Source organism: Brevundimonas sp. M1A4_2e, from assembly GCF_053345555.1.
Window position 1 is genome coordinate 150,552 of record NZ_JBKFAI010000004.1, and the last position, 25,385, is coordinate 175,936.

Consider the following 25,385-nt stretch of genomic DNA (forward strand, 5'->3'; position numbering starts at 1 on the left):
ATTATCCTCCGGCCCTTTTCCTTGGCGGTGGGCCGCCTTGTCAGTAACGCGTCACGCGGGTGGATCGCGAGGTGCAGACGGCGTCGTGGGCCATTGCGCAATCGGATCCGCCGTTGGCCTGGCACTGGCTAATGGCGTCGGCGCGGGCCGAGCGGGCGTTGCGCGCAGGCGTTGAGAAATAGCGGGTCACGCCGTCGACCTGACCCGAAGCCACGGCCGAGCAGGCGTTGCGCCAGGAGGCCACCGGCGCACAGTTGGCGTCGGGTTCGGTCGGCGCGCGCATGCTGACGCCCCAGGCATGGTCGGGCTGCTCGCATTTCCTCATGGCGTTGAACATGGCGGCGTCGATGTTGCGGCCCTGCAGGACATAGGCATAGACCGCGCCCGTGTCGGTGTTGAACGCAAAGGCCCCCAGACCCTCGACACGTTCGCGATAGCCCATGGTGCTGGTGTCCACGCCCTGCGGGGCGTCTGGCGCGCAGGTCGCCGAACCGGCCGCCGTGCCGACGGGGCATTGCGTCTGGGCTGAGGCCTTGCCGGAGGGCAGTCCCGCCATCAGCAGAAATCCCACGGCCATAGCGCCTGAAAGCGCAATGAATTTCATGACTTAATCCTTGATCGCGCGCCAGGTGGATGGCCACAGGTCCTGAGGCATGGCGGTGCAGGTCGGCATCGACTTCTCCTCCAGCAGGGCGAAGCGTTCGCCGGTCCAGCCCCAGACTCCCATGTGGCCGCAGTCGCCTAGGCCGCGTCCCTTGGCGAAGGCGAACAGGGTGCGGGTTTTGGGATCATAACGGCTGTTGACCAGGGTCTGCTCGCTGCCCGCGGCCGTGGGGAAGGCGACCGGCTGAGGCGCGTTCCCGTCTGCCGTCGTGAGGAAATAGGCCTGGCTGAAGTTATAGGCGCCCTCGCCGCACGGCACGCTCCACAGCAGCTTGTCAGCGGCCAGCCGGGCGACCTCGACCTCCGCCTCGAACCGTTCGCCCCGGCGGGTTTCGGCCAGGCATTCCTTGACCCTGGCGTGCGCCAGCACCGCCGGCGACAGGTCATCCTGAGGCAGCCCGTTCTGAGCCACGGCGGGAGCCAGCGTCACGCGCGGCGCGGCGGGGGCGGCGGGCACGCCGGACGCGGGCTGGTCGCCGCGCCGGATCAGCGCCGTGGACGTGTCCAGTCGTCCCTGACGCTCGTCGATCCACAGGAAGGCGGCGGCGGCCCCGCCCAGGCTGACCTTCATCTTCTCGTCGCCGCGCCTCAGCGCCATGAAGGAGCCATTGCCCAGATCATGCAGAAGCTGGGCCGAGGGCGTCTGGAAGGCGATGACGTCGCCTTCCTCATCCATCTTGGAATTCTTGCCGGCATAGCGGCGGCCGTCGATCTCGGCGTAGACGTCGCCCTGTCCGTCCTCCAGTCCCCAGCCGCCCATGTGGACGACGGGCCGCGCCTGAGGGCCCGGCGCCAGGGAGACCATGACGAAGCCCATGTTTTCCTCGGCCGATCCGAAGGCGACGCAGTGGTTGGTGTTGTCGCATGTCGCCGTCCAGTCGCGAAACTCGCGCGTCACGCTGGGCGGATGGGCGCCGCCCTGGACGGCGGGCGCGGCGACGGCGGCCTCGGCGGGCGGCTGAGCCGTCGGCGCTTCTGGCGCGCTTGCGGCCTCCTGTCCCTTGCAGGCGGCCAGCGCCAGAGGGACCAGGGCGACGGTGGCGGCGAACCGGAGGCGAGGCGTCATCAGGCGTTCCATGCGTTTTGACCGACCGGCGGCGTCAAGCGTAGCCGTGAAGAAGCCAAGCGGCCAAGCCGTCGTTTCGTTCCGGCCCGCCGTTCAGGCCGTGCGGCTTTCGTCCCCTTTGCGCCCGCGCGCGGGGGTCGCTATATCCCCTGCACCGAATTCCTTCCCTGATTTGAGAGACAGAGGCGTAAGCATGGCCAAGATCAAGGTCGCCAATCCCATCGTGGACATCGACGGCGACGAAATGACCCGGATCATCTGGCAGATGATCAAGGACAAGCTGGTCTTCCCGTACCTGGACCTCGAACTCGACTATTACGATCTCGGCATGGAAAGCCGTGACGCCACCGACGATCAGATCACGATCGACGCAGCCCACGCCATCCAGAAGCACGGCGTCGGCGTGAAGTGCGCCACCATCACTCCGGACGAGGCGCGCGTCGCCGAATTCGGCCTGAAGAAGATGTGGAAGTCGCCGAACGGCACCATCCGCAACATCCTGGGCGGCGTCGTCTTCCGCGAGCCGATCATCTGCTCGAACGTGCCGCGTCTGGTGCCGGGCTGGACCCAGCCGATCGTCGTGGGCCGTCACGCCTTCGGCGACCAGTACAAGGCCACCGACTTCCTGATGCCGGGGCCGGGCACCCTGACGATCAAGTTCGTCGGCGACGACGGCGAAGTGATCGAGCACGAAGTGTACAAGTCGCCGGGCGCCGGCGTCGCCATGGGCATGTACAACCTGGACGCCTCGATCCGCGAGTTCGCCCACGCCTCCTTCGCCTATGGCCTGCAGCGCAACTACCCGGTCTATCTGTCGACCAAGAACACCATCCTCAAAGCCTACGACGGCCGCTTCAAGGACATCTTCCAGGAAGTCTTCGACGCCGACTACGCCGAGGAATTCAAGAAGCGCGGCCTGACCTATGAGCACCGCCTGATCGACGACATGGTCGCGGCCGCGATCAAGTGGTCGGGCGGCTTCGTCTGGGCGTGCAAGAACTACGACGGCGACGTGCAGTCGGACATCGTCGCCCAAGGCTTCGGCTCGCTGGGCCTGATGACGTCGGTGCTGATGACGCCGGACGGCAAGGTCATGGAAACGGAAGCCGCCCACGGCACCGTCACCCGCCACTACCGCCAGCATCAGAAGGGCGAGGCCACCTCGACCAACTCGATCGCCTCGATCTTCGCCTGGACGCGCGGCTTCAAGCACCGCGCCAAGCTGGACGGCAACACCGAGCTTGCCGAGTTCGCCGATACGCTGGAGCGCGTGGTCGTCGAGACCGTCGAGTCGGGCTTCATGACCAAGGACCTGGCTCTGCTGGTCGGCGATCAGCAGTCCTGGCTGACGACCGAAGGCTTCCTGGACAAGGTGTCCGAGAACCTGAAGAAGGCCCTGCCGGGCATCGGCTAAGGCTTTTTAGTCGGCCGCGGTCAGAAGGCTCCGCCTTGGCTGCTTCGCGCCGCCCTTCGGGTCTCGACCCGACGCGGCCTGAAGCCGCTAAGATATCAAGGCCCGCCGGAGCGATCCGGCGGGCCTTTTTGCTGGGCGGTATCGCTTCCCTATTCCGCTCATCCCGGCGGACGCCGGGATCCAGTGAGAGCGCCACGCTGCGCCTATCCGCCGATCCGGAATGCTTGAAGCCAAAGTACTGGGTCCCGGCGTCCGCCGGGATGAGCGGTGGTCGATGTTTGCCTCAACCCCATCGTTAGGTTCGCTTGGAAACGAGAGCCCGTGAAAACACGCATTGAACCCGCCTGTGATCCATGTCCCTAATCCGCCTGGGGATTTTGGCGCCGTTTCGTCGTCGTCCCGTCGCGTTCGTAAGGCAGGGGAGGGCCGATGAACCGCAAACTGATCATACGTCTAGGATTGGCGGCGGGGGCCGTCTTCGTGCTCGCCTACGCCGCCTCGCCCCTGCTGGCGGCGCGGTCGTTGATCCAGGCGGCCAAGACCGGCGACGAAAGGGCGTTGGAGCGCCAGGTCGACTTTCCCGCTTTTCGCGCCAGCCTGAAAGACGAGCTGAACGCCCGCATGATGGTCGAGATGCGCAAGGATAAACGCCTCGGCGACAGCGGCCTGTCGGGGCTGGGGATGCTGTTGGCGCCGGCCCTCGTGGGCGGGGCGGTCGACGCCTTCGTCACCCCGCAGGCGATCGCCCTGATGGTGCAGGAGGGCCGCGCGCCCAAGCCGGAGATCAAACGCCCGGCGCCCCAGGAGCCGAAGTCCGAGAACAAGCGCGTGCGCCAGTCGTGGGGCTATCGCGACCTGGACACCTTCGCCGTTACCCTGACCCGCGACGACCAGCCGGACGAGCACGTCTCCCTGCTGATGAAGCGCCGCAACCTGTTCGGCTGGAAGCTGGCGGCGATCGATCTGGGGGCGCCGGAATAGGCTTCTCCGCCCCAAGCAATGGGGAGGTGGATCGCCGGCGCAGCCGGCGAGACGGAGGGGCGGCTTGGTTTCGCTGCCGTAAAGCCCCTCCACCGCTTCGCGGTCCCCCTCCCCATTGCATGGGGAGGAAAGAAAAAGGGCGGCGCAACCGATGCGCCGCCCTTCGTCGTTCCGCCTGTTAAGGCGATCAGCCCTTCAGCGCAGCCCGGATGGCGTTCAGGCCGTCCTCGGCCTTGGAGCCGTCCGGGGCGCCGCCCTGAGCGAAGTCGGGCTTGCCGCCGGCGCCCTTGCCGCCCATGGCGATGACGGCGTCGCGGGCCAGATCGGCCGCGTTGATCTTGCCGGCCAAGTCCGGCGTGGCGGCGACGGTGATGGCCGCCTTGCCGTCGGTGACGCCGACCAGGGCGACGACGCCCGAGCCGAGCTGCTTCTTGAAGTCCTCGGCGACGCCGCGCAGGCCCTTGCCGTCGACGCCGTCCAGAACGCGGGCGATCAGCTTGATCCCGCCGATCTCCTCAGGCGCCGCATTGGCGCCCGCGCCGCCGCCCAGAGCGAGCTGCTTCTTCAGCTCGGCGACCTGCTTCTCCAACGTCTTGACCGAGGCCTGCAGGCCCTCGACGCGGGCCGGAACCTCGGCGGGCTGGATCTTGAAGCCCTGGGCCAGCTGGCGGGCGACGTTGGCCTGATCCAGCAGGAAGCGGCGGGCCGCGTCGCCGGTCAGGGCCTCGATGCGGCGGACGCCGGCGGCGACGCCGCCTTCGGACACGATCTTGAACAGGGCGATGTCGCCGGTGCGATAGACGTGGGTGCCGCCGCACAGCTCGACCGAATAGGCGCCCGGACCCGACAGGGCGTGGCCCAGGGTGAGGACGCGGACCTCGTCGCCGTATTTCTCGCCGAACAGGGCCACGGCGCCCGCCGCGATGGCGGCGTCGGGCGTCATCAGCTCGGTCGTGGCCGGCGCGTTCTGGCGGATGACGGCGTTAACCTCGTCCTCGATGCGGGCGATCTCCTCGTCCGTCAGCGGGGCGTTGTGGCTGAAGTCGAAGCGCATGCGCTCGGCGTCGACCATCTGGCCCTTCTGGGCGACGTGGGGGCCCAGCACGTTCTTCAGGGCGGCGTGCACCAGGTGGGCGGCCGAGTGGTTGGCGCGAGTGGTCGGACGCGAGCCTTCCTCGACCGTGGCGGTCACGACCGCGCCGGTCGCCAGCGCGCCCTGAGTCACCTCGACGGTATGCACGTGCAGGTCGCCCGCGTGCTTCTTGGTGTCCAGGACGCGGCCTTCGCCGCCGCTCCAGACCAGGGCGCCCTTGTCGCCCGCCTGACCGCCGCCCTCGCCGTAGAAGGGGGTCTTGTCCAGCAGGACCTCGACCGTTTCGCCCGCCGCCGCTGAGGGGGCCTCGGCGCCGTCCTTGACGATGGCCAGGACCTTGCCCTCGCCGGTTTCGGACTCATAGCCGGTGAACTCGGTGCCGCCGTGCTGGTCGCGCAGGGCCAGCCACGCGCCGGCCGAGGCTGTCTGGCCCGAGCCCTTCCAGTGCTCGCGCGAACGATCGCGCTGTTCGGCCATGGCGCTCTCGAAGCCGTCGACGTTGACGCTGAAGCCGCGACGACGCGCCTCGTCCTGCGTCAGGTCCAGCGGGAAGCCGTAGGTGTCGTAGAGGGTGAAGGCCGTCTGGCCGTCCAGCATGTCGCCCGCCTTGAAGCCGGTCGTGGCCTGGTCGAACAGGTTCATGCCGCGGCCCAGCGTGGTGCGGAAGCGGATCTCTTCCTGCTTCAGCGTGTCCTCGATGAAGGCCTGGGCGCGGCCGAGTTCGGGATAGGCTTCGCCCATCTCCTCGACCAGGGTCGGCACCAGACGGTGCATCAGCGGGTCCTGGGCGCCCAGCAGGTGGGCGTGGCGCATGGCGCGGCGCATGATGCGGCGCAGGACATAGCCCCGGCCTTCGTTTGACGGGGTCACGCCGTCGGCGATCAGGAAGGCGGTCGAACGCAGGTGGTCGGCGATGACGCGGTGCGACGGGGCGCGCTCGCCCTCGGCCTTGGTGCTGGTCAGCTCTTCCGAGGCGCCGATCAGGCTCTTGAACAGGTCGACTTCATAGTTGGAGTGGACGCCCTGCAGCACGGCGGCGATGCGCTCCAGACCCATGCCGGTGTCGACGCTGGGCTTGGGAAGGTCGCGAACGATCTGATCGTTCTCCTTCTCGTACTGCATGAAGACGTTGTTCCAGATCTCCACGAAGCGGTCGCCGTCGTCGTCCGGCGAACCGGGAGGGCCGCCGAAGATGTGGTCGCCGTGATCGTAGAAGATCTCGGTGCACGGGCCGCACGGGCCGCTGTCGCCCATGGCCCAGAAGTTGTCGGCCGTCGGGATGCGGATGATCTTCTCGTCCGCGAAGCCGGTGACCTTCTTCCAGATGTCGAAGGCTTCGTCGTCGGTGTGATAGACGGTGACCAGCAGGCGGGCGGGGTCAAGGCCGAATTCCTTAGTCAGCAGCCCCCAAGCGCTCTCGATGGCGTGGTCCTTGAAGTAGTCGCCGAACGAGAAATTGCCCAGCATTTCAAAGAAGGTGTGGTGGCGCGCGGTATAGCCGACGTTGTCCAGGTCGTTGTGCTTGCCGCCGGCGCGCACGCATTTCTGCGAGCTGGTCGCGCGCTTGTAGGGCGGGACGGCGCCGCCGGTGAAATAGTCCTTGAACGGCACCATGCCCGCGTTGACGAACAGCAGGGTCGGGTCGTTCTGCGGCACGAGCGGAGCCGACTGCACCTTCTCGTGGCCGTCGGCGGCGAAGTAGTCGAGGAAGGTGGAACGGATCTGCTTCAGGCTGGTCATGGGCGTATCGCTCTGGAACTCGGGCGCGCGGGAGGAAATAGCGGAACCGGCGTCATATAGGGATTTTGCACTGAGTGCATCACTGACGCGTGACTTCAGATTTCCTCTCCATGCAAATGGGGAGGGGGACCACGTAGTGGTGGAGGGCCTGGCGGTGCAACCAAGAAGCCCCTCCGCCTCAGCGGCTGCGCCGCTGATCCACCTCCCCATTTGCATGGGGAGGAAACGCGCTCAGTCGTGAAGCCGATGCGGCGCGACGATCACCCCGTCCGCGTCGGCGTAGAGCCAGTCGCCGGGAGTGAAGATGACGCCGCCGAAGGCGGTGGGGATGTCGATCTCGCCGACGGCGTCGCGCTCGGCGCGCAAGGGGGTGGTTCCCAGGGCTTTGACGCCCGCCTGCAGGGTGTTGATGATGGCTGTGTCGCGCACGGCGCCGTGGACGACGACGCCGGCCCAGCCGTTGTCGATGGCCAGCTTGGCCAGATTGTCGCCGACCAGGGCGCGTTTGAGCGAACCGCCGCCGTTGACCACCAGCACGGCGCCCTGGCCGGGGCGCTCCAGCGTCTGGCGCACCAGGGCGTTGTCGTCCAGCACGCTGAGGGTGCGGATCGGGCCGTGGAAGGCCGCCACCTGGCCGAAGCTGCGGAAGGGGGTCTGGCAGACCCTCACCGCGTCAGGATGGGCGTCGCAGAGGTCGGCGGTGGCGAAGGTCATGGGCGGGCTCCGTTGGTTCGCGGGGACTCTGCCCGTCGCCGCCGAGGGGAAACAAGGCCGTTGCGCGCAGAAACGCGGTTGGCGGGCTCGCCACATCCGCTCATCCCAGCGGACGCCGGGATGAGCGGGAGAGCGGGCGGCGCAAAAAAAAAGGCCCGCCCGAAGCAGGTCGGGCGGGCCGATCTCCGTCCGACCGGCCACGCGGGGTCGGTAGGCGGGTCGCGCGGCGGCGAACGGAGAAGCTCTGTCGGAAACGCCCGTCCCGCCGTCATCCTCAGGCTTGCCCGAGGACTGGATCGTCCGCGCGATCCCGGCTGGAACGGAAGGGGGCGCTTCCAGGCTTCATCCTCAGGTCAGGCCCGAGGATGACAGCGTTTGGATGATGGGGCCGATCAGCCCTCCAGGTCCTGGCCCTCGTCGGGTTCGGGGGCGCCCAGCATGTCGTCGGCGATCTTGGCGGTGGACTGGCGCACCGCCTTTTCGATCGAGGCGGCCATGTCGGGGTTGTTCTTGAGGAACTCCTTGGCGTTCTCGCGGCCCTGACCGATGCGGGTGGAGTCGTAGGAGAACCAGGAGCCGGACTTCTCGACGATGCCGGCCTTGACGCCCAGGTCGATGATCTCGCCGATCTTGGAGATGCCCTCCCCGTACATGATGTCGAAGATGACCTCGCGGAACGGCGGGGCGACCTTGTTCTTCACCACCTTGACGCGGGTGGTGTTGCCGACCACCTCGTCGCGGTTCTTGATCGCGCCGGTGCGACGGATGTCCAGGCGCACCGAGGCGTAGAACTTCAGCGCATTGCCGCCCGTCGTCGTTTCCGGCGAGCCGTACATGACGCCGATCTTATGACGGATCTGGTTGATGAACAGGACGATGCACTTCGACTTGGAGATCGAGGCCGTCAGCTTGCGCAGGGCCTGCGACATCAGACGCGCCTGAAGGCCGGGCAGGCTGTCGCCCATCTCGCCTTCGATTTCGGCGCGGGGCGTCAGGGCCGCGACGGAATCGATCACCACGATGTCCACGGCGCCGGAACGCACCAGGGTGTCGACGATCTCCAGCGCCTGTTCGCCCGTGTCGGGCTGCGACACCAGCAGGTCGTCCAGATTGACGCCCAGCTTTTGCGCATAGACGGGGTCCAGCGCGTGTTCGGCGTCGACGAAGGCGGCCACGCCGCCCTTCTTCTGGACCTCGGCCACGGTGTGCAGGGCCAGGGTGGTCTTGCCCGAGGATTCGGGACCGAACACCTCGATCACCCGGCCGACCGGCAGACCGCCGATGCCGAGCGCCATGTCGAGGCCGAGCGAGCCGGTCGAGACGCTCTCGATCTCGGCCACCACGCCGGCCTTGCCCAGTTTCATGACCGAGCCCTTGCCGAAGGCGCGATCGATCTGCGCGATCGCCGCCTCTAGAGCGCGTTGTTTGTCGCTGTCTTCTTTACCCACGAGCTTCAGTGCCGCCTGTGACATTGGTTTTCTCTCCCTTGCCATGATTCCCATCTGACTTCGGGAGAGACCCGCCACGGACCCGCTCCCTTGGTGAAGCGGACTATGGACACGGTTTGTTCTTGTTCGCAAGATGTTCTCGTGAACTGAACAAGAACATTGAGCACGATGCGACCGATACTGTCGTGTCTGTCTTAGCGGGACCAGAAGGACCGGGCGCGCGACAGGCGGGCGAAGGCGCGGCTTGAGGCGGCGTGAAGGACGGCGGCGCCCTGCTCGCGGCGGCCGATCAGGCGCCCGGCGGCGAAGGCGATCTCGGGCGAGGTCAGGCGGGCGTCGGCGGGGATGCGGTCGCGGGCGACGGCCAGGTCGTTGAGGACGCCGAACGCGTCCTGCGTCGTCTCCAGCGCCTTGAGGAAGCGTCTTTCGCGGCGGGGATGGTCGAACAGGCCGACGAAGAACTCGGCCGCGTAACGCAGGCGTTTCACCCGGATGCGCAGCCGGTGGCGGCCCGCCGCGTCCAGGCGGTCGAGGCGACGGCCGCCGCGTCGCACGCGCCGGTTGAGCCGCTCCAGGGCCTCGGCGGCGAAGTCGGCGACGGGCCGCCGCCGCCGCCAGGTCCGCACCGGATCGGGGTCGCTGCGCCAGGCGCCGGTCTCGATCCAGGCCAGGGTCTCGAGCATCAGGGCGGCGTAGCGCGGCGAATCGATGGCCGCCATGGTCCGGCGATAGGCGCCGCTGCGGGCCGCCAGCAGGCGCAGGCCCAGCGGGGCGAGGCGGGGGTCGGGCGTCTCCAGCGCGGCGGGGTGGAAGACGTCGCGGATGAAGACGTCCAGATCGCGCGCGACGTCGGTCTCATGCGCCAGCCATTTCAACTCTGCGACGACGGGAGCGGCGTCCTCGCCCAGCAGGGGACTGAATATGGACAGGGCGGCGCGCAGCCGACGCAGGCCCACGCGCAGCTGATGCAGGGCCTCGGGCCGGCGCACCCTTCTCAGCAGTTCGGCGTTGGCCGAGACCTGACCCAGGGCGGCCAGGGCCGTGCGGCGCAGGGCCGCTTCGGCGCTTAAGGCGCGGGGCAGGGGATCGGCGCGGGCGGTGCGGGGCGCGCGCTCCAGCCCCTCGGCCAGGCGCCAGCCGCGCTCGGCCTTGCTCTCGAACAGGGGGACCAGGGCCACGTCGGCCGACAGGCGCCGGGCCAGGGCGAACAGAGCTTCGGGCGGGCCGTCCTTCAGCTCCAGCTCCAGTTCGCGCAAGGGCTCGACGCGGTCGCCCGCCGACAGCTGGCCCTCGTCATAGGCGGCCTCGATCACGGCGCCCTCGAAGGCGACCAGACGGACGCGGCGGCGCACCGTGCTGGCGAAGCGAGGGGCGACATCGCGGCGGCGGCCCTTCAGCAGGGCGGCGGCGGGCGTCGTCTTCAGCGCCGCCCAGTCCAGGGCCTCGCTGGCGACCGGCATGTCCCATTCGGCGCGGTTGAGGACGTCGCCGCCCGTCTGGCCCTTCAGCGTCTGGACGAAGCCGCGTTCGGTCGCGCGCACCCGCAGGCCCCAGCCCGCGCGCCGCAACGCCTGATCCGGCGTGTCGAAATAGACGGAGCGCAGGGCGTGCACGCTCTCCTCGCCCGCCAGGGCCGGGTGGGCGTCCAAGCGCGCGGCGGCGCCGGGGCCGAGCCGAAATTTGAGTTCAACTTCCTGCTTCATGCCGGACATGTCGCCATTGTGCGCCTATCCTCATGCCGGTCCAAATGATCCAACGGCCAAGGTCGAGCGTTAGGTGTCGCATGACTGATCTTCAGACCGCTCAAACCGCCCAGAACGCCGAACCGGCCAAACCCGCCGTCCTGACCATCCGCAACGCCCGCATGGGCGACATTCCCGGCATCAGCGCCCTGGTGGCGCGGGTCTACAAGGACATGCCGCCCTATACCGCGGGGATGCTGCGGGGCCAGATCGCCACCTATCCGGACGGCCAGTTCGTGGTCGAGTTCGAAGGCGAGATCGTCGGCTATGCGGCCAGCTTCCGCATCGACGAAAAGTCCGCCATGGGCCCGCACACCTGGGACCAGATCACCGGCGGCGGCTATGGCGCCCGGCACGATCCGGCCGGCGAGTGGCTGTACGGCATGGAGGTCTGCGTCGACCCCGCCCGACGCCGCCTGCGCATCGGCCAGCGCCTGTATGACGCGCGCCGCGACCTGTGCGAGGCGCAGAACCTGAAGGGCGTGGTCTTCGGCGGCCGGATGCCCGGGCTGGCGCGGCGCCGCTCCGCCTATCCCGACCCAAACGCCTATGTCGAGGCGGTGCGCGACCGCAAGGTGAAGGACCCGATCATGGCCTTTCACCAGCGCTCGGGGTTCGAGCCGGCGGGGGTGCTGCTGAATTATCTGCCGTCGGACAAGGCGTCGCTGGGCCACGCGGCGCGCTGGGTCGGGCGCAACCCCTATTATGTCGAGGCGACGGGCAAGGGGGCGGCCTTTGCGGTCAAGGAGACGGTGCGCGTCGCCACGGTCCAGCTGCAGATGCGCAAGGTCGACAGCTTCCAGGAGTTTATGGACAACGTCGAATATTTCGTCGACGTGGTGTCCGACTATCGCGCCGACTTCGTGGTCTTTCCCGAGCTGTTCACGCTTCAGCTGCTGTCGCTGGCGACCAAGAAGCTGACCCCGGCGGAATCGATCGAGGCGCTGACCCGCTACACGCCGCGCTTCGTCGAGGCGATGCGCGAGCTGGCGGTCGGCTACAACGTCAACATCATCGGCGGCTCGCACCCGACGCGGACCGAGGACGGCGAGATCCAGAATGTCGCCTATGTCTTCCTGCGCGACGGCTCGGTGCATGAGCAGGAAAAGATCCACCCAACCCCGAACGAACGCCACTGGTGGAACATCAAGGGCGGCGACCGCGTCCACGCCATCCCCACCGACTGCGGGCCGATCGGGGTGATGATCTGCTACGATTCCGAGTTCCCCGAACTGGCGCGGCGTCTGGCGGACGAGGGCGCGCGCATCCTGTTCACCCCCTTCTGCACCGACAACCGGCAGGGGTATCTGCGCGTGCGCTACTGCTCGCAGGCGCGGGCCATCGAGAACCAGTGCTACGTCGTCCTGTCGGGCAATGTCGGCAACCTGCCCAACGTCGAGAACATGGACATCCAGTATGCCCAGTCGTGCATCCTGACGCCGTGCGACTTCCCGTTCGCGCGCGACGGGGTGGCGGCCGAGGCCAGCGAGAACGTCGAGACGGTGACGGTGGCGGACCTGGACCTGTCCGACCTGGCGTGGGCCAAGGCGCAGGGGACGGTGCGGAACCTGCGGGATCGGCGCTTCGATCTCTACAAGACGGTGTGGACGGACGGGGGCTGACCTTACCCCCGCTCATCCCGGCGGACGCCGGGATCCAGTGAGGGCCGCGCGCACAGGACTTGCGTATTCATGCCGCGCGTTTGAGGCCAAAGCACTGGGCCCCGGCGTCCGCCGGGGGCGAGCGGTGATTTCGTGACCGGCCTTCTATTCCGGCCGCCGCGCCGGGCTGTCCCGGAACCGCGGGGCCGGCGCGGGCTGCACCACGCCCTGGGCGGTGACGAAGGCCTCGCGGGCGCGGTTGTGCGGGTGGTCGGGCGCTTCGGTCAGGGACAGGACAGGGGCGACGCAGGCTCCTTGCGCGTCGGGATCGCTGCACCAGTCGTCGCGGGTGCGGGTGCGGAAGACGGCGGCCAGCTTGTCCTTCAGCCTCGGCCACTGGGCCGGGTCGAAGGGCATGGCGAAGTCGGGATCGCCGCCCAGCCCGGTCAGCCGCATCAGGGCGATGTAGAAGGCCGGTTCGATGGCGCCGACGGCGAGGTATTTGCCGTCCGACGTTTCATAAACCTCATAGAAGGGCGCGCCGGTGTCCAGCAGGTTGACGCCGCGCTCGTCGCGCCAGGCCAGGCTGGGCGGCAGGGGCGCGGGCAGGTTCTGGCGGAAGCCCCAGATCATGCTCATCAGCAGGGAGGAGCCGTCGGTCATGGCGCAGTCGATCACGTCGCCGCGCCCGGTGCGCTGGGCCTTGAGCAGGCCCGCGACCATGCCGAAGGCCAGCAGCATGCCGCCGCCGCCGAAGTCGCCGACCATGTTGATCGGCGGGGTCGGCTTCTCGCCCGCCCGGCCGAAGGCGTGAAGCGCGCCTGAGACGGCGATGTAGTCGATGTCGTGGCCCGGCGCCGGGGCCAGCGGCCCGTCCTGACCCCAGCCGGTCATGCGGCCGTAGACGAGGCGCGGATTGTCGGCCAGCAGCACGTCGGGACCGAGGCCGAGACGCTCCATGACGCCGGGACGAAAGCCCTCGATCAGGCCGTCGGCGTTACGGGCCAGGTCGCGGACCAAGGCGGCGCCCTTCGGCGTCTTCAGGTCGGCCTCGACCAGGCGGGCGCGGCTGCGGTTCAGGGGATCGCGCGGGTCGGGCGTCGCGCCGGGCCGGTGGACCAGCACCACCTCGGCGCCGTGATCGGCCAGCATCATGCCGCAGAAGGGGGCCGGGCCGATGCCGCCGATTTCGATGATGGCCAGGCCGTCGAGAGTTCCGCTCATGCCCCGCACTGAAGCCGAGGCGGGCGGCCCCGTCCAGCTTGCGCCGTCCGGGACCGCCTCTTCGGGGGGAACTGAATGATGAACCCGCTCACCCCGGCGGACGCCGGGGCCCAGTGCTTTGGCCAAGGGTGCGACCCTGGGTGCGCGTGGCTCTTACTGGATCCCGGCATCCGCCGGGATGAGCGGATATGAAACCTAGGCCGCCCGGTTCTTCACCAGATCATCGACCACCGACGGATCGGCCAGCGTCGAGGTGTCGCCCAGGGCGCCCAGTTCGTTCTCGGCGATCTTTCTCAAAATACGCCGCATGATCTTGCCCGAGCGGGTCTTGGGCAGGCCCGGCGCCCACTGGATCACGTCCGGGGCGGCGATGGGGCCGATCTCTTCGCGGACCTGGGCGACGAGGGCGCGGCGCAGGTCGTCGGTCGCCTCGACCCCCTTGTTCAGGGTGACATAGGCGTAGATGCCCTGACCCTTGATATCGTGAGGGAAGCCGACGACGGCGGCCTCGGCCACGTCGTCGTGCAGCACCAGCGCGCTCTCGACCTCGGCCGTGCCCATGCGGTGGCCCGAGACGTTGATGACATCATCGACCCGGCCGGTGATCCAGTAATAGCCGTCTTCGTCGCGGCGGCAGCCGTCGCCGGTGAAATACTTGCCCGGATAGGTCGAGAAATAGGTCTCGAAGAAGCGTTGGTCGTCGCCATAGACGGTGCGCATCTGGCCCGGCCAGCTGTCGGTGATGCACAGATTGCCCTCCGTCGCGCCGTCCAGCACGCCCCCTTCCGCGTCCACGATTTCAAGCTCGACGCCGGGCAGGGGCCGGGTCGCCGAGCCGGGTTTCAGGTCCGTCGCGCCGGGCAGTGGCGAGACCAGGGCGCCGCCCGTTTCGGTCTGCCACCAGGTGTCGACGATGGGCAGGCGGCCTTCGCCGACCACCTCATGATACCAGCGCCAGGCCTCGGGGTTGATCGGTTCGCCGACGGTGCCCAGCAGACGCAAGGATTGGCGGCTGGACGCCTTCACCGGGGCGTCGCCGTCGCGCATCAGGGCGCGCAGGGCCGTGGGGGCGGTGTAGAAGATGTTGACCTGATGCTTGTCCACCACCTCCCAGAAGCGGCTGACGGTGGGATAGTTGGGCACGCCCTCGAACATCAGGGTCGTCGCCGCATTGGCCAGGGCGCCGTAGACCACATAGGTGTGGCCCGTGACCCAGCCCACGTCGGCGGTGCACCAGAAGACCTCGCCGGGGCGATAGTCGAACACCAGCTCATGCGTATAGCTGGCCCAGAACAGATAGCCGCCGGTGGTGTGCAGCACGCCCTTGGGCTTTCCGGTCGAGCCCGAGGTGTAGAGGATGAACAGCGGGTCTTCGGCGTTCATCGGTTCGGGCGCGCAGTCGGGCGAGGCCTTGTCCGCCTCGACGCCCCAGTCCAGGTCGCGGCCTTCGACGAAGGGAACGTCGGCGCCGGTATGGCGCAGGACGACGACGGTCTTCACGCCCGCGACCTTTTCCAGCGCCTTGTCGACATTGGCCTTGAGCGGGACCTTCTTGCCGCCGCGACAACCCTCGTCGGCGGTGATGACGAAGGTGGATTCGCAGTCCTCGATCCGCCCGGCGATGCTGTCGGGCGAGAAGCCGCCGAAGATGACCGAATGCACGGCGCCGATGCGGGCGCAGGCCAGCATGGCGTAGGCCGCTTCGGGGATCATCGGCAGATAGATGGTGACGCGGTCGCCCTTCTGGACGCCGTTGGCCTTCAGCACATTGGCCAGACGGCAGACGCGCTCATGAAGCTGGCCGAAGGTGACGGTTTCGCTGTCGGTCGGCTCGTCGCCTTCCCAGATGATGGCGACTTCGTCCCGGCGGGCGGGCAGGTGGCGGTCGATGCAGTTGGCCGAGACGTTCAGCACTCCGTCCTCGAACCAGCGGATGCGGAAGTCTTCCTTGTTGAAGGACACGTCCTTGATCTTGGTCGGAAAGGTCATCCAGTCCAGCCGCTCGGCCTGGGTGGCCCAGAAGGCCTCGGGGGTCTCACGCGCCTGCATCCGGGCCGCTTCATAGCCGGCGCGGTCCATGTGGGCGCGGGCGGCCAGTTCAGCGGGGACGGGATAGATTTCCGGATCAGACACGCGATTTTCCTCCAGCAGTCTTTTTCTTCTTCGGCCTTAGAAGCCGTATTTGGCGAACAGGATCAGACGGGTCATGTCGCCGTCCAGCCCTGACTCGAGTTTGCGGTCAGCGAACATCACCTCGGCCCCGACATCAAACGCCGTGACCGGCGACCAGATCAGATTGGCGTGAAGGCTCTGGGCCGAGCGGTTGACGCCGGTCCCGGTCAGCAGCACGTCGTTGTCCACCTTCTGGGTCGACCAGATCAGGCTGGAGCGCCAGCCCGGCGCCCAGACGTGGCGATAGGCGGCGAAGCCAGCGATCACGCCGATGGCCTCAAGCTCGCCCGAGGCGTCAAGCACGGCGTCGTTGGAGAAGTTCAGCCCGACATAGCGACCGACGCCTTCGCCGCCGGTCAGCATCAGGCGGATGTCGTCCTGCGCCCCGACCTTGACCTTGGCCGAGGCCGACAGGCCCCAGCCCGCAGCGGTGGAATCCACGTTGGTCGCCGGGTTCTGATACTTCAGCTGGCGCACCAGGCCGGACAGCTGCACGTCGCCCCACGGACGGCTGAGGCCATAGCGGGCGGTCAGGTCGGGCAGGCTGTTGTCGTCGGCCACGATGCGGGCGCCGCCGCCGAAGGGGGTGACGGTGGTCTCGGGGTTCTCCAGCGCGATGGAGAAGGGGCCGCGCGTATAGCGGACCTGGGCCTGGCGGGCGAAGACCGTGCCCTCGGCCGCGCCGACGAAGTCCGCCGATTCCGGCAGGACGGCGGTGTTCTGGAAGTTGGTCCACTCCTGGCCGATCAGCCAGTTGTCGATGGTGACGAAGGCGCGGCGCAGGGCGGGGTTCGAGCCGCTGGTCGTGCGCTGGTCGCCGGAGCCGGGCAGGGTCTGGAAGTCCATCTCCAGCCGCGTGCCGATCTTGCGGCCGCCGACCACGCCGTCGGTGGTCAGCCAGAAGCGGGTCTGGCGGGCGTTGAAGTCGGTGGCCACGTCTTCGTCCGCGCCGCCGACCGGAATGGCGCCGGGCAGGTGATAGTCGCGCAAGGGATCGCCGTTGGCCGGGTCGCCGCCGGAATATTTCGACGCCATGAAGTCGGTCTTGATGAAGCCGCCGAACTTCACCGTATGGTCGCCGATGCGGAAGCCGTCCTCGCGCGGGGCGTCAGAGACGGGCGTCGGCGTCGGGACGGGCGCAGGGCGCGCTTCGAGGCGGACGATGTCCTGCGCCTGCGAGGCCTGCTGCGTTCTGGCAGCGGCGACTTCGGATTTCAGACTGTTCAGCTCGGCTTCGAGCTGGGCGATACGGGCTTCCAGTGCGGCGCTGGCGTCCTGAGCCAGTGCGGCGCCGGGCGCGAGCAGCAGCGCGGCCGCAGCCACGCCGCCGAACAGACGGCAGCTTCCCATGCGAGGTCCTCCCAGACCGTTGTTCCGGGCCCGTCTGTCGCAGGCCTCAGGACGGCAGCATTCCGCGCGCTCCGGGTTTGCGGCCATTAGCCATTCGTCTAGTTTCGACCAAAGTCGAGGCGCGGCATGGTGTCGTCGCGACGCGGCCCGATGAACAAGAACCGCGCGTGGGAAGGACCTTCATGGATCGCATCGTCGTCGCCGACGACCATCCCCTGTTTCGCGCGGCCTTGAGGTCGGCCGTCGAAAAGGCGTCCGAGGGCGCGCAGATCGTCGAATGCGCCAGTCTGGCCGAGGCGCAGGCCGCCCTGTCCGAGGGGGCGGTCGATCTGCTGCTGCTGGACCTGAAGCTGTCGGACGTGGACGGCATGACGGGCCTTACCCTGATCCGCGCCGATCATCCGGCCGTGCCGGTCGCCGTCGTCTCGGCCAGCGAAGAGGCGCCGACCATCCGCCGCGCCCTGGCGCTGGGAGCGGCGGGCTTCATCCCGAAATCGGCGGCCCTGCCTGAAATGGTCGAGGCGATCCGGGCTATTCTCGACGGCGAGACCTGGGCGCCCGAGGTCGAGGCGGCGGGCGAGGAGGAGGCCGACCTGCAAGCCCGCATCGCCAGCCTGACGCCGTCGCAGTTGCGGATTCTGGAGGGGCTGAAGGTCGGGCGGCTGAACAAGCAGATCGCCTTCGACCTGGGCGTCACCGAGGCGACGATCAAGGCGCACCTGACCAGCGTCTTCCGCAAGCTGGGCGTGCAGAACCGGACCCAGGCGGTGATCCTGGCGCAGTCGCTGGACCTCTAAATCCTTCTCCCCTTGTGGGAGAAGGTGGCAGGCGAAGCCTGACGGATGAGGGGTGTGAACGCCATGGCGTCCGATTAGGCGCAGCCCGTCCTGAAAGACTTTTGAGCGCTGCGCCGACACCCCTCATCCGAGCGCCTCCGGCGCCCACCTTCTCCCACAAGGGGAGAAGGGTCAGCTGCGCAGGAACGCCTTCAACGCCGCGGGCTTGACCGGCTTCGGCAGCAGCACCGCCCCCGCCGCCGCCGCCTTCTCCTTCAGCCCCTCGCGCGTGTCGGCCGTCACCAGCGCAATCCGCCTGACTCCCCGCGCGCGCAGCCAATCGACGGCGGCTAGTCCGTCCGGCTCGTCGTCGCCCAGGTGCAGATCGACCAGGGCCGCGTCGAACGGGCCGACCGCCGCACGGGCTTCGGCGACCGAGCGCGCGGTCACGGCCTGCGCGCCCCAACGATCCAGCAAGGCCGTCAGGGCGTCGAGGATGGCGGGTTCGTTGTCCACGCACAGCACCCGCAGACCGATCAAGGGCAGGCGCAGGTCGTCGGGCGTGATCTCCGGCTCGGGCCGGCGCGCGGCGCGCGGCACGGCGACGCGGAAGGTCGTGCCGCGCCCGACGTGCGAGGCCAGCGACAGCGGGTGGCCCAGCAGGTCCGACAGCTTCTGCACGATGGCCAGGCCCAGGCCCGCGCCGGGCTCGTCCACCGGGGCGCCGGGCAGGCGCACGAACTCGCCGAAGACCGCCTGCCGGTCGGCCTCGGCGATGCCGCGCCCGGTGTCGCTGACCAGAATCTGCACCCGCTCGCCGTCGCGCCGGGCGCCGATCAGCACCCGCCCGTGGTCGGTGTAGCGGATGGCGTTCGCGATCAGGTTCTGCAGCATAGAGCGCAGCAGGTCGCGGTCCGAGGCGATCCACAGGCTGGACGGCGCCGCCGTCAGGGTCAGCCCCTTGGCGCGGGCGACCGGGGCGAACTCGCGCGCCAGTTCGTCGAACAGGCCGCCCAGGGCCAGCGGCGCCACGGCGGGCCGGACTCCGCCCGCCTCCAGCTTGGACAGGTTCAGCAGGGCGGTCAGCAGGCGGTGGGCGCTGTCGATGGCGCGGTCGGCGTTGGTCGCCAGGCCGCGCGCGGGCGATCCGGCCAAATCCGCGTCCTCCCTCAGGGCGGCGATGAACAGACGCGCGGCGTGCAGCGGCTGCAGCAGGTCGTGGCTGGCGGCGGCCAGGAAGCGGGTCTTGGAGGCGGTGGCGTCCTCGGCCGTGCGGCGGGCCTCCTCCAGCCGTTCGGTGCGGTCGGCGACGCGGGCCTCCAGCCGCTCGTTGGCCTCCTCCAGCTCGCGCGCGGCGCGGCGCAGGGCGGTGATGTCGGTATAGCTGGTGGCGTATCCGCCGCCGGGGATGGGCGCCCCGGACGAGCGCAGGATGCGGCCGTCGGGCTGTTCGCGCTCATGGTCGTGGGGGATGCGGCGGGCCAGGGCCTCCAGCCGCCGCTCGACCCAGGCGTCGATCTCGTGAGCCGGCACGCCCGCCTCGCCGCGCTCGGCGTTCAGGCGATAGACGGCGGCGATGGGCAGGCCGACGTGGACGAAGCCGGCGGGCAGGTCGAACATCTCCACATAGCGGCGGTTCCAGGCGGTCAGGCGCAGGTCTTCGTCGACGACGCTGACGCCCTGGTCGATGTTGTCCAGCGTGGTCTGCAACAGGTCGCGGTTGAACTGGACGGCCTGGGACGCCTCGTCGAGCATCCGCACCACGTCTTCGGGCGCGCGGCCTCCGGCGGCCAGGGCGGCGGCCAGAACGCGGCGGGCGGCGGCGGCGCCGACGGCCCCCGCCAGCATCCGCTCGGCGGCGCGGGCCAGCGTCGCGTCGGCCGGGTCGGCGTCCTTCAGCTTGATATCCGTCTCTCGCGCCCAGGCGGCGAAGGCGCGCTCGGCCCGCTCGTCGCCGATGAAGCGGGCGACCAGGGCGCGCAGGTCGCCGACCGAGGCCCCGGCCGAGCCGCCGCGCCCCTCCATCCAGTCCGGGCCAAGCCGGTCGACAAAGGCGCGGGCCTGGACCCGGTCGATCAGGCGCGGCGGCCGCGCCCGCGACACCAGGACGAAGACGCCGAGGTTCAGCGCCAGGCTGAGGAAGACGCCCGCGGCGAACGGATCTTCCAGCCCCAGCATGGCGGGCACGTTCAGGCCGAAGCCGGGCGCCAGCTGCGGCGCGGCCAGCATGACGGCCCAGACCGCCATCCCCGCCGCCAGCCCCGCGAGCGCCCCGCTGGCCCGCCCGCCGCGCCACAGCACCGCTCCGAACAGCGACGGCGCCAGCTGGGCCAGGGCGGCGAAGGACACCAGGCCGATGGCCGCCAGACCGCTGGATCGATCCATCGCCAGATAATAGAGCCAGGCTAGCAGCAGCAGGCCGACGATGGCCAGGCGGCGGATGTTCAGCAGGGTCCGGGCCATGTCCGGCGGGGCCGCGCCGCGCCGTCGTCCGGCGGCCATCAACGGCAGCACCAGGTTGTTGGACACCATGGCCGACAGGGCGACCGCCTCGACGATGACCATGGCGGTGGCGGCCGAGAAACCGCCGACGAAGACCACGGCGGTCAGCAGGCTCTGCCGCGCGCCCAGCGGCAGGGCCAGCACCAGCAGGTCGGGATTGGTCTGCGGCGTAAACAGCCCGCCCGCCGCCACCAGCGGCAGGACCGCCAGCGTGGTCAGGATCAGATACAGGGGGAAGATCCAGCGCGCGCGGCGCACCTGGGCCGGATCGCCGCCCTCGACGAAGGCGACGTGGAACTGACGCGGCAGGCAGAAGATGGCCAGGGTCGCCACCAGGGTGATGGCCATGAAGCGGGCGTCGATGTGCGGCCATGTTCCCAGTTGGCCCAGACTGTCGGCGACGGCCTGTCGCGACGGCGAGGCGGCCAGCAGAAGGACGGCGAAGACGGCCACCGCCAGCAGGGCGGCCAGCTTGACGATGGACTCGATGCCGATGGCCTGGATCAGGCCGCGGTTGTGCTCGGTCAGGTCGGGCCTTCGTGCGCCGAATAGGATGGCGAACCCGGCCAGAACCGCCGCCATGACCAGAACGGTCAGGCTCTCGGACCCGGCGACCGGGGTGCCCGCCGTGATCAGCTCGCCCGCCATCGACAGCGACTTGAGCTGAAGGGCGATGTAGGGGACCGAGCCCAGGATGGCGACGCCCGCCACCGCCGCGCCCAGCGCCGGGCTCTTGCCGTAGCGGGATGAGATGAAGTCGGCCATCGAGCCGACGTTCTCGCGCCGGGCGGCCGAGGCGATGCGCCGCCACAGCGGCAGCAGCAGGGTCAGCCCCAGGATCGGCCCGACGTAGATGGGCAGATACTCCCACCCGTCGCGCGCCGCGGTGCCCACCGCGCCGTAATAGGTCCAGGACGTGCAGTAGATGGCCAGCGACAGGGCGTAGAGCGAGGGCCCCAGCATCCCGCGCCGCGCCTTGATCTGCGGCCGCTCGTACCACCAGGCGATGCCGAACAGGGCGGCCATGTAGAAGGCCGTCAGGGCCAGGGTGGCGAGGCTGAACATGGGCGTCATCTGGGCCGGGCGCGATCACGCGGGCAAGTGAAAAAGAGGGCGGTCAGGCCGAAGCCGGACCGCCCGCAGGTTGGCGAAATACTAGCGCCCTTCTCCCTCCCCTTCATGGGGAGGGTGGTCGAAGCGAAGCGGAGACCGGGTGGGGAGGGCGTGGTGATCCTGGTCTCGACGCGAACCTGGCCTCGGCGCGTGGATAGCCTGGCCGCCCCCACCCGGCTTCGCCCTGTCGGGCTCAGCCACCCTCCCCATAAAGGGGAGGGAGAGCATCAGGAGCCCTAGTCGTGGATGTTCACGTCCTTGCCTTCCTTCACGAAGAGGACGCCGATGATCAGGGTCAGCACGGCGATGGCGATGGGGTACCACAGGCCGTAGTAGATGTTGCCCGTGGCCGCGACCATGGCGAACGCCGTGGTCGGCAGGAAGCCGCCGAACCAGCCGTTGCCGATGTGATAGGGCAGCGACATGGAGGTGTAGCGCACCTTGGTCGGGAACATCTCGACCAGGGCGGCGGCGATCGGGCCGTAGACCATGGTCACATACAGCACCAGCAGGAACAGGATGCCGATCACCAGCGGCTTGTTGACCAGGGCGCTGTCGGCCTTGGCCGGATAGCCGGCCTCGGCGAGGGCGGCGGTCAGGCCGGCGTCCCAGGTCTTCTTTTGCGCGTCGAAGTCGGCCTTGGCCATGGTCTTGCCGTTGAAGCTTTCGACCACCCGGTCGCCGATGCGCACCTGGGCCACGGTTCCGGCCGGGGCGGCCTCATTGACGTAGGTGACGCCCGCCTTGGCCAGATGGGTCTTGGCGACGTCGCACGAGCTGTTGAAGACGGTCTTGCCGACGGGGTCGAACTGGAAGTGGCAGTCGGCCGGGTCGGCGACGACGGTCACCGGCGACGAGGCCGCCGCAGCGGCCAGACGCGGGTTGGCCGCCTCGGTCAGGGCGCCGAACAGCGGGAAGTAGGTCACGGCGGCCAGCAGGCAGCCCGCCATGATGATGGGCTTGCGGCCGATCTTGTCCGACAGCCAGCCGAAGATGATGAAGAAGGGCGTCGCCAGCGCTAGGGCGGCGGCGATCAGGATGTTGGCCAGGGTGGGATCGACCCTCAGCGTCTTCTCCAGGAAGAACAGGGCGTAGAACTGGCCCGTGTACCAGACCACCGCCTGACCGGCGGCCAGGCCGAACAGGGCGATCAGCACCAGCTTCAGGTTCGGCCACTTCATGAAGCTGTCCTTCAGCGGGGTGGTCGAGCCCTTGCCCTCGGCCTTCATGCGCTTGAACGCCGGGCTTTCCGACAGCTTCAGGCGGATCCACAGGGACACGCCCAGCAGCAGGATCGAGACCAGGAAGGGGATGCGCCAGCCCCATGCGACGAAGGCCTCTTCGCCGACGCTGAAGCGGACGCCAAGGATCACGGCCAGGCTGAGCAGCAGGCCCACGGTGGCGGTGATCTGGATGAAGGAGGTGTAGAAGCCGCGCTTGCCCTCCGGGGCGTGCTCGGCGACGTAGGTGGCGGCGCCGCCGTATTCCCCGCCCAGCGCCAGGCCCTGGATTAGGCGCATCAGCACCAGGATGATCGGCGCGGCGATGCCGATGGCGGCGTAGGGGGGCAGCAGGCCGACCACGAAGGTCGAGACGCCCATCAGCAGCATGGTCACCAGGAAGGTGTTCTTGCGTCCCCACAGATCGCCCATGCGGCCGAAGACGATGGCCCCGAACGGACGGACCGCAAAGCCCGCGGCGAAGGCCATCAGGGCGAAGATGAAGCCGGTGGTCTCGTTCACGCCCGAGAAGAACTGGGCGGAAATGATCGCGGCCAGAGAGCCGTAGAGATAGAAGTCGTACCATTCGATGACGGTGCCGACGGAGGAGGCGAGAATCACCAGCCGGTCGTTCTTGTCGACCGTGTGCTCCGCGCCCTCCGCCGCATCCATGGTGCGGTCGGTCATGGGCAGTTCCCTTCCTGTGCGGCCGCGATGCGCGGCGCGTTTCCCTCGCGCCCGGCGTGCTTTGCGCCAGGCGTCGGAAGGGAGAGTGACAGCAGGAACGGCGGTTTGCGCAGACCGACCTTGGTCGAATAATCATGCTTCCCTCTCCCGACGGGAGAGGGCTTGAGCTTCGGAGAGCCGAAGGCGATCCGCAAAGCGAAAGGGTGAGGGGCTAAGGCGTCAGTCGGCGTAAGCCGTCGCGCAACCGCAGATCGCCTTCTATTCGACAAGCCAGAGAGGATGAAGAGGCTGCGCCACGGCCTTCGGCCGACTTCACCCGCGAAACCTCACCCTTTCGCCTAGTCCAATCGCCTGCGGCTCTTGGAGGCTCAAGCCCTCTCCCATCGGGAGAGGGAGATCAAATCCCCATGCAGAGGTATTTGATCTCCAGGTAATCCTCGATGCCGTGGCTGGAGCCCTCGCGGCCCAGGCCGGACTGCTTGATGCCGCCGAAGGGGGCGACCTCGGTGGAGATCAGGCCGGTGTTGACGCCGATCATGCCGGTCTGCATCGCCTCAGCCACGCGCCAGACGCGGCTCAGGCCGCGGGCGTAGAAGTAGCCTGCCAGGCCGAAGATGGTGTCGTTGGCCAGCGCAACGCCTTCCTCTTCCGTCTCGAAGCGAACGACGCCGGAGACGGGACCGAAGGTCTCCTCGCGGCACATCTGCATGTCCTGGGTCACGCCCGACAGGACGGTCGGCTGGAAGAAGGTGCGCCCCAGCTTGTGGCGTTCGCCGCCGGTCAAAAGGGTCGCCCCCTTGGCCAGGGCGTCGGCGACGTGTTCTTCGACCTTCTTCACCGCCTTCTCGTCGATCAGGGGGCCGATCTGGACGCCGTCGTCCAGGCCGTTTCCGACCTTCAACGCCTCGGTGGCCTTTGTCAGCTTGGCGACGAATTCGTCGTAGATGGCGGCCTGCACATAGAAGCGGTTGGTGCAGACGCAGGTCTGGCCCGCGTTGCGGTACTTCGAGGCCACGGCGCCCGCCACGGCCGCGTCGATGTCGGCGTCGTCGAAGACCAGGAAGGGGGCGTTGCCGCCCAGCTCCAGGCTCATCTTCTTGATGGTCTGCGACGACTGCTCCATCAGCAGGCGGCCGATCTCGGTCGAGCCGGTGAAGCTGATCTTGCGCACCGTTTCATTCGACGTCAGCTCGCCGCCGATGGCCGAGGCCGAGCCGGTGACGACGTTGAACAGGCCAGGCGGCAGGCCCGCTTCTTCCGCCAGCACGGCCAGAGCCAGGGCCGACAGCGGCGTCTGACTGGCGGGCTTCAGCACCACGGCGCAGCCGGCGGCCAGGGCCGGGCCGACCTTGCGGGTGATCATGGCGGCGGGGAAGTTCCACGGGGTGATGGCCCCCACCACCCCGACCGGCTGGCGCAGCGTCACCAGCCGCTTGGAGGCGTCATGGCTGGGGATGACCTCGCCGTAGGTGCGTTTGCCCTCTTCGGCGAACCATTCGATGAAGCTGGCGGCATAGGCGATCTCGCCCTTGGCCTCGGTCAGGCTCTTGCCCTGTTCGCGGGTCAGCAGACGGCCCAGCGCGTCCTGCTCGATCGTCATCATGTCGAACCAGCGGCGCAGGATGCGGGCGCGCTCGCCCGCCGTCTTGGCGGCCCAGGGCTTCATGGCGGCCTCGGCGGCGGCGATGGCGCGGCGGGTCTCAGATGCGCCCATGTCGGGGACCGTGGCCAGAACCTCGCCCGTGGCCGGGTTGGTCACTTCGAGGGTTCCGCCGCCGTCGGCGTCGATCCAGCGGCCGTCGACATAGGCCTGATGACGCAGCAGACGGGCAGGATCGGACATGGGGCGAACTCCTTGGACGCAAGACGCAGGAACGAG

General features: G+C 68.7%; 16 protein-coding genes. 4 read left to right on the plus strand and 12 right to left on the minus strand.

Annotation, left to right across the window (positions count from 1 at the left end):
• Positions 1-40: 40 nt before the first annotated feature.
• The gene (locus ACLBV5_RS10135) at positions 41-604 is read right to left on the minus strand and encodes a DUF4189 domain-containing protein (protein ID WP_253123482.1); all 564 of its coding nucleotides are present in this window, start codon (positions 602-604) and stop codon (positions 41-43) included.
• Between the two features lie 3 nt (positions 605-607).
• Positions 608-1,729 (minus strand): DUF1176 domain-containing protein, encoded by a 1,122-nt coding sequence (locus ACLBV5_RS10140; protein WP_447605609.1) that lies wholly within the window; start codon positions 1,727-1,729, stop codon positions 608-610.
• A 193-nt stretch (positions 1,730-1,922) separates the two neighbouring features.
• On the opposite strand from ACLBV5_RS10140, the gene ACLBV5_RS10145 reads away from it, so the two are divergent.
• Both ACLBV5_RS10145 and ACLBV5_RS10150 read left to right on the plus strand, forming a co-directional pair.
• The gene (locus ACLBV5_RS10145) at positions 1,923-3,143 is read left to right on the plus strand and encodes an NADP-dependent isocitrate dehydrogenase (protein WP_447605610.1); all 1,221 of its coding nucleotides are present in this window, start codon (positions 1,923-1,925) and stop codon (positions 3,141-3,143) included.
• Positions 3,144-3,572: 429 nt separating this feature from the next.
• A complete protein-coding gene (locus ACLBV5_RS10150) occupies positions 3,573-4,124 on the plus strand; it encodes a DUF2939 domain-containing protein (protein ID WP_447605611.1) in 552 nt (183 codons plus the stop codon).
• 187 nt (positions 4,125-4,311) lie between these two features.
• On the opposite strand, the gene alaS is transcribed toward ACLBV5_RS10150, so the two are convergent.
• The 4 genes from alaS to ACLBV5_RS10170 all read right to left on the minus strand — a co-directional run bounded on the left by alaS (position 4,312) and on the right by ACLBV5_RS10170 (position 10,831).
• Entirely contained in the window at positions 4,312-6,957 is a 2,646-nt protein-coding gene (alaS, locus tag ACLBV5_RS10155) for an alanine--tRNA ligase (protein ID WP_447605612.1), read from the minus strand.
• Positions 6,958-7,188: 231 nt separating this feature from the next.
• Positions 7,189-7,671 (minus strand): ribonuclease E activity regulator RraA, encoded by a 483-nt coding sequence (rraA, locus tag ACLBV5_RS10160; RefSeq protein WP_447605613.1) that lies wholly within the window; start codon positions 7,669-7,671, stop codon positions 7,189-7,191.
• 392 nt (positions 7,672-8,063) lie between these two features.
• Positions 8,064-9,143, minus strand: coding sequence for a recombinase RecA (recA, locus tag ACLBV5_RS10165; protein WP_025977964.1), 1,080 nt, complete (start codon positions 9,141-9,143; stop codon positions 8,064-8,066).
• A 170-nt stretch (positions 9,144-9,313) separates the two neighbouring features.
• Entirely contained in the window at positions 9,314-10,831 is a 1,518-nt protein-coding gene (locus ACLBV5_RS10170) for a CYTH and CHAD domain-containing protein (protein WP_447605614.1), read from the minus strand.
• Between the two features lie 71 nt (positions 10,832-10,902).
• Here ACLBV5_RS10170 and ACLBV5_RS10175 point away from each other — a divergent pair, with 71 nt between their 5' ends.
• Positions 10,903-12,483, plus strand: coding sequence for a GNAT family N-acetyltransferase (locus tag ACLBV5_RS10175; protein ID WP_447605615.1), 1,581 nt, complete (start codon positions 10,903-10,905; stop codon positions 12,481-12,483).
• Positions 12,484-12,627: 144 nt separating this feature from the next.
• On the opposite strand, the gene ACLBV5_RS10180 is transcribed toward ACLBV5_RS10175, so the two are convergent.
• The 3 genes from ACLBV5_RS10180 to ACLBV5_RS10190 all read right to left on the minus strand — a co-directional run bounded on the left by ACLBV5_RS10180 (position 12,628) and on the right by ACLBV5_RS10190 (position 17,208).
• The gene (locus ACLBV5_RS10180; protein ID WP_447605616.1) at positions 12,628-13,686 is read right to left on the minus strand and encodes a CaiB/BaiF CoA transferase family protein; all 1,059 of its coding nucleotides are present in this window, start codon (positions 13,684-13,686) and stop codon (positions 12,628-12,630) included.
• A 195-nt stretch (positions 13,687-13,881) separates the two neighbouring features.
• A complete protein-coding gene (gene acs / locus ACLBV5_RS10185) occupies positions 13,882-15,819 on the minus strand; it encodes an acetate--CoA ligase (protein ID WP_447605617.1) in 1,938 nt (645 codons plus the stop codon).
• Positions 15,820-15,855: 36 nt separating this feature from the next.
• The gene (locus tag ACLBV5_RS10190) at positions 15,856-17,208 is read right to left on the minus strand and encodes a DcaP family trimeric outer membrane transporter (RefSeq protein ID WP_447605618.1); all 1,353 of its coding nucleotides are present in this window, start codon (positions 17,206-17,208) and stop codon (positions 15,856-15,858) included.
• A 182-nt stretch (positions 17,209-17,390) separates the two neighbouring features.
• On the opposite strand from ACLBV5_RS10190, the gene ACLBV5_RS10195 reads away from it, so the two are divergent.
• On the plus strand, positions 17,391-18,005 hold the full coding sequence (locus tag ACLBV5_RS10195; protein WP_447605619.1) for a response regulator transcription factor: 615 nt from the start codon (positions 17,391-17,393) through the stop codon (positions 18,003-18,005).
• Positions 18,006-18,176: 171 nt separating this feature from the next.
• Here the strand turns inward: ACLBV5_RS10195 and ACLBV5_RS10200 are convergent, their stop codons facing one another.
• The 3 genes from ACLBV5_RS10200 to ACLBV5_RS10210 form a co-directional block, all read right to left on the minus strand.
• Positions 18,177-21,551 (minus strand): hybrid sensor histidine kinase/response regulator, encoded by a 3,375-nt coding sequence (locus tag ACLBV5_RS10200; protein ID WP_447605620.1) that lies wholly within the window; start codon positions 21,549-21,551, stop codon positions 18,177-18,179.
• Positions 21,552-21,835: 284 nt separating this feature from the next.
• Positions 21,836-23,491 (minus strand): MFS transporter, encoded by a 1,656-nt coding sequence (locus ACLBV5_RS10205; protein WP_447605763.1) that lies wholly within the window; start codon positions 23,489-23,491, stop codon positions 21,836-21,838.
• Between the two features lie 412 nt (positions 23,492-23,903).
• The gene (locus ACLBV5_RS10210; RefSeq protein WP_447605621.1) at positions 23,904-25,349 is read right to left on the minus strand and encodes an NAD-dependent succinate-semialdehyde dehydrogenase; all 1,446 of its coding nucleotides are present in this window, start codon (positions 25,347-25,349) and stop codon (positions 23,904-23,906) included.
• Between the last annotated feature and the right edge of the window lie 36 nt (positions 25,350-25,385).

What these genes read in the sequence shown, in the direction of transcription:
- ACLBV5_RS10140 (WP_447605609.1), bottom strand. Translation starts at nt 1,729, where the DNA reads ATGACGCCTCGCCTCCGGTTCGCCGCCACCGTCGCCCTGGTCCCTCTG.
- ACLBV5_RS10175 (WP_447605615.1), top strand. Translation starts at nt 10,903, where the DNA reads ATGACTGATCTTCAGACCGCTCAAACCGCCCAGAACGCCGAACCGGCC.
- ACLBV5_RS10145 (WP_447605610.1), top strand. Translation starts at nt 1,923, where the DNA reads ATGGCCAAGATCAAGGTCGCCAATCCCATCGTGGACATCGACGGCGAC.
- ACLBV5_RS10200 (WP_447605620.1), bottom strand. Translation starts at nt 21,551, where the DNA reads ATGTTCAGCCTCGCCACCCTGGCCCTGACGGCCTTCTACATGGCCGCC.
- ACLBV5_RS10195 (WP_447605619.1), top strand. Translation starts at nt 17,391, where the DNA reads ATGGATCGCATCGTCGTCGCCGACGACCATCCCCTGTTTCGCGCGGCC.
- ACLBV5_RS10190 (WP_447605618.1), bottom strand. Translation starts at nt 17,208, where the DNA reads ATGGGAAGCTGCCGTCTGTTCGGCGGCGTGGCTGCGGCCGCGCTGCTG.
- rraA (WP_447605613.1), bottom strand. Translation starts at nt 7,671, where the DNA reads ATGACCTTCGCCACCGCCGACCTCTGCGACGCCCATCCTGACGCGGTG.
- ACLBV5_RS10180 (WP_447605616.1), bottom strand. Translation starts at nt 13,686, where the DNA reads ATGAGCGGAACTCTCGACGGCCTGGCCATCATCGAAATCGGCGGCATC.
- ACLBV5_RS10205 (WP_447605763.1), bottom strand. Translation starts at nt 23,491, where the DNA reads ATGGATGCGGCGGAGGGCGCGGAGCACACGGTCGACAAGAACGACCGG.
- alaS (WP_447605612.1), bottom strand. Translation starts at nt 6,957, where the DNA reads ATGACCAGCCTGAAGCAGATCCGTTCCACCTTCCTCGACTACTTCGCC.
- ACLBV5_RS10210 (WP_447605621.1), bottom strand. Translation starts at nt 25,349, where the DNA reads ATGTCCGATCCTGCCCGTCTGCTGCGTCATCAGGCCTATGTCGACGGC.
- recA (WP_025977964.1), bottom strand. Translation starts at nt 9,143, where the DNA reads ATGTCACAGGCGGCACTGAAGCTCGTGGGTAAAGAAGACAGCGACAAA.
- ACLBV5_RS10135 (WP_253123482.1), bottom strand. Translation starts at nt 604, where the DNA reads ATGAAATTCATTGCGCTTTCAGGCGCTATGGCCGTGGGATTTCTGCTG.
- ACLBV5_RS10150 (WP_447605611.1), top strand. Translation starts at nt 3,573, where the DNA reads ATGAACCGCAAACTGATCATACGTCTAGGATTGGCGGCGGGGGCCGTC.
- ACLBV5_RS10170 (WP_447605614.1), bottom strand. Translation starts at nt 10,831, where the DNA reads ATGTCCGGCATGAAGCAGGAAGTTGAACTCAAATTTCGGCTCGGCCCC.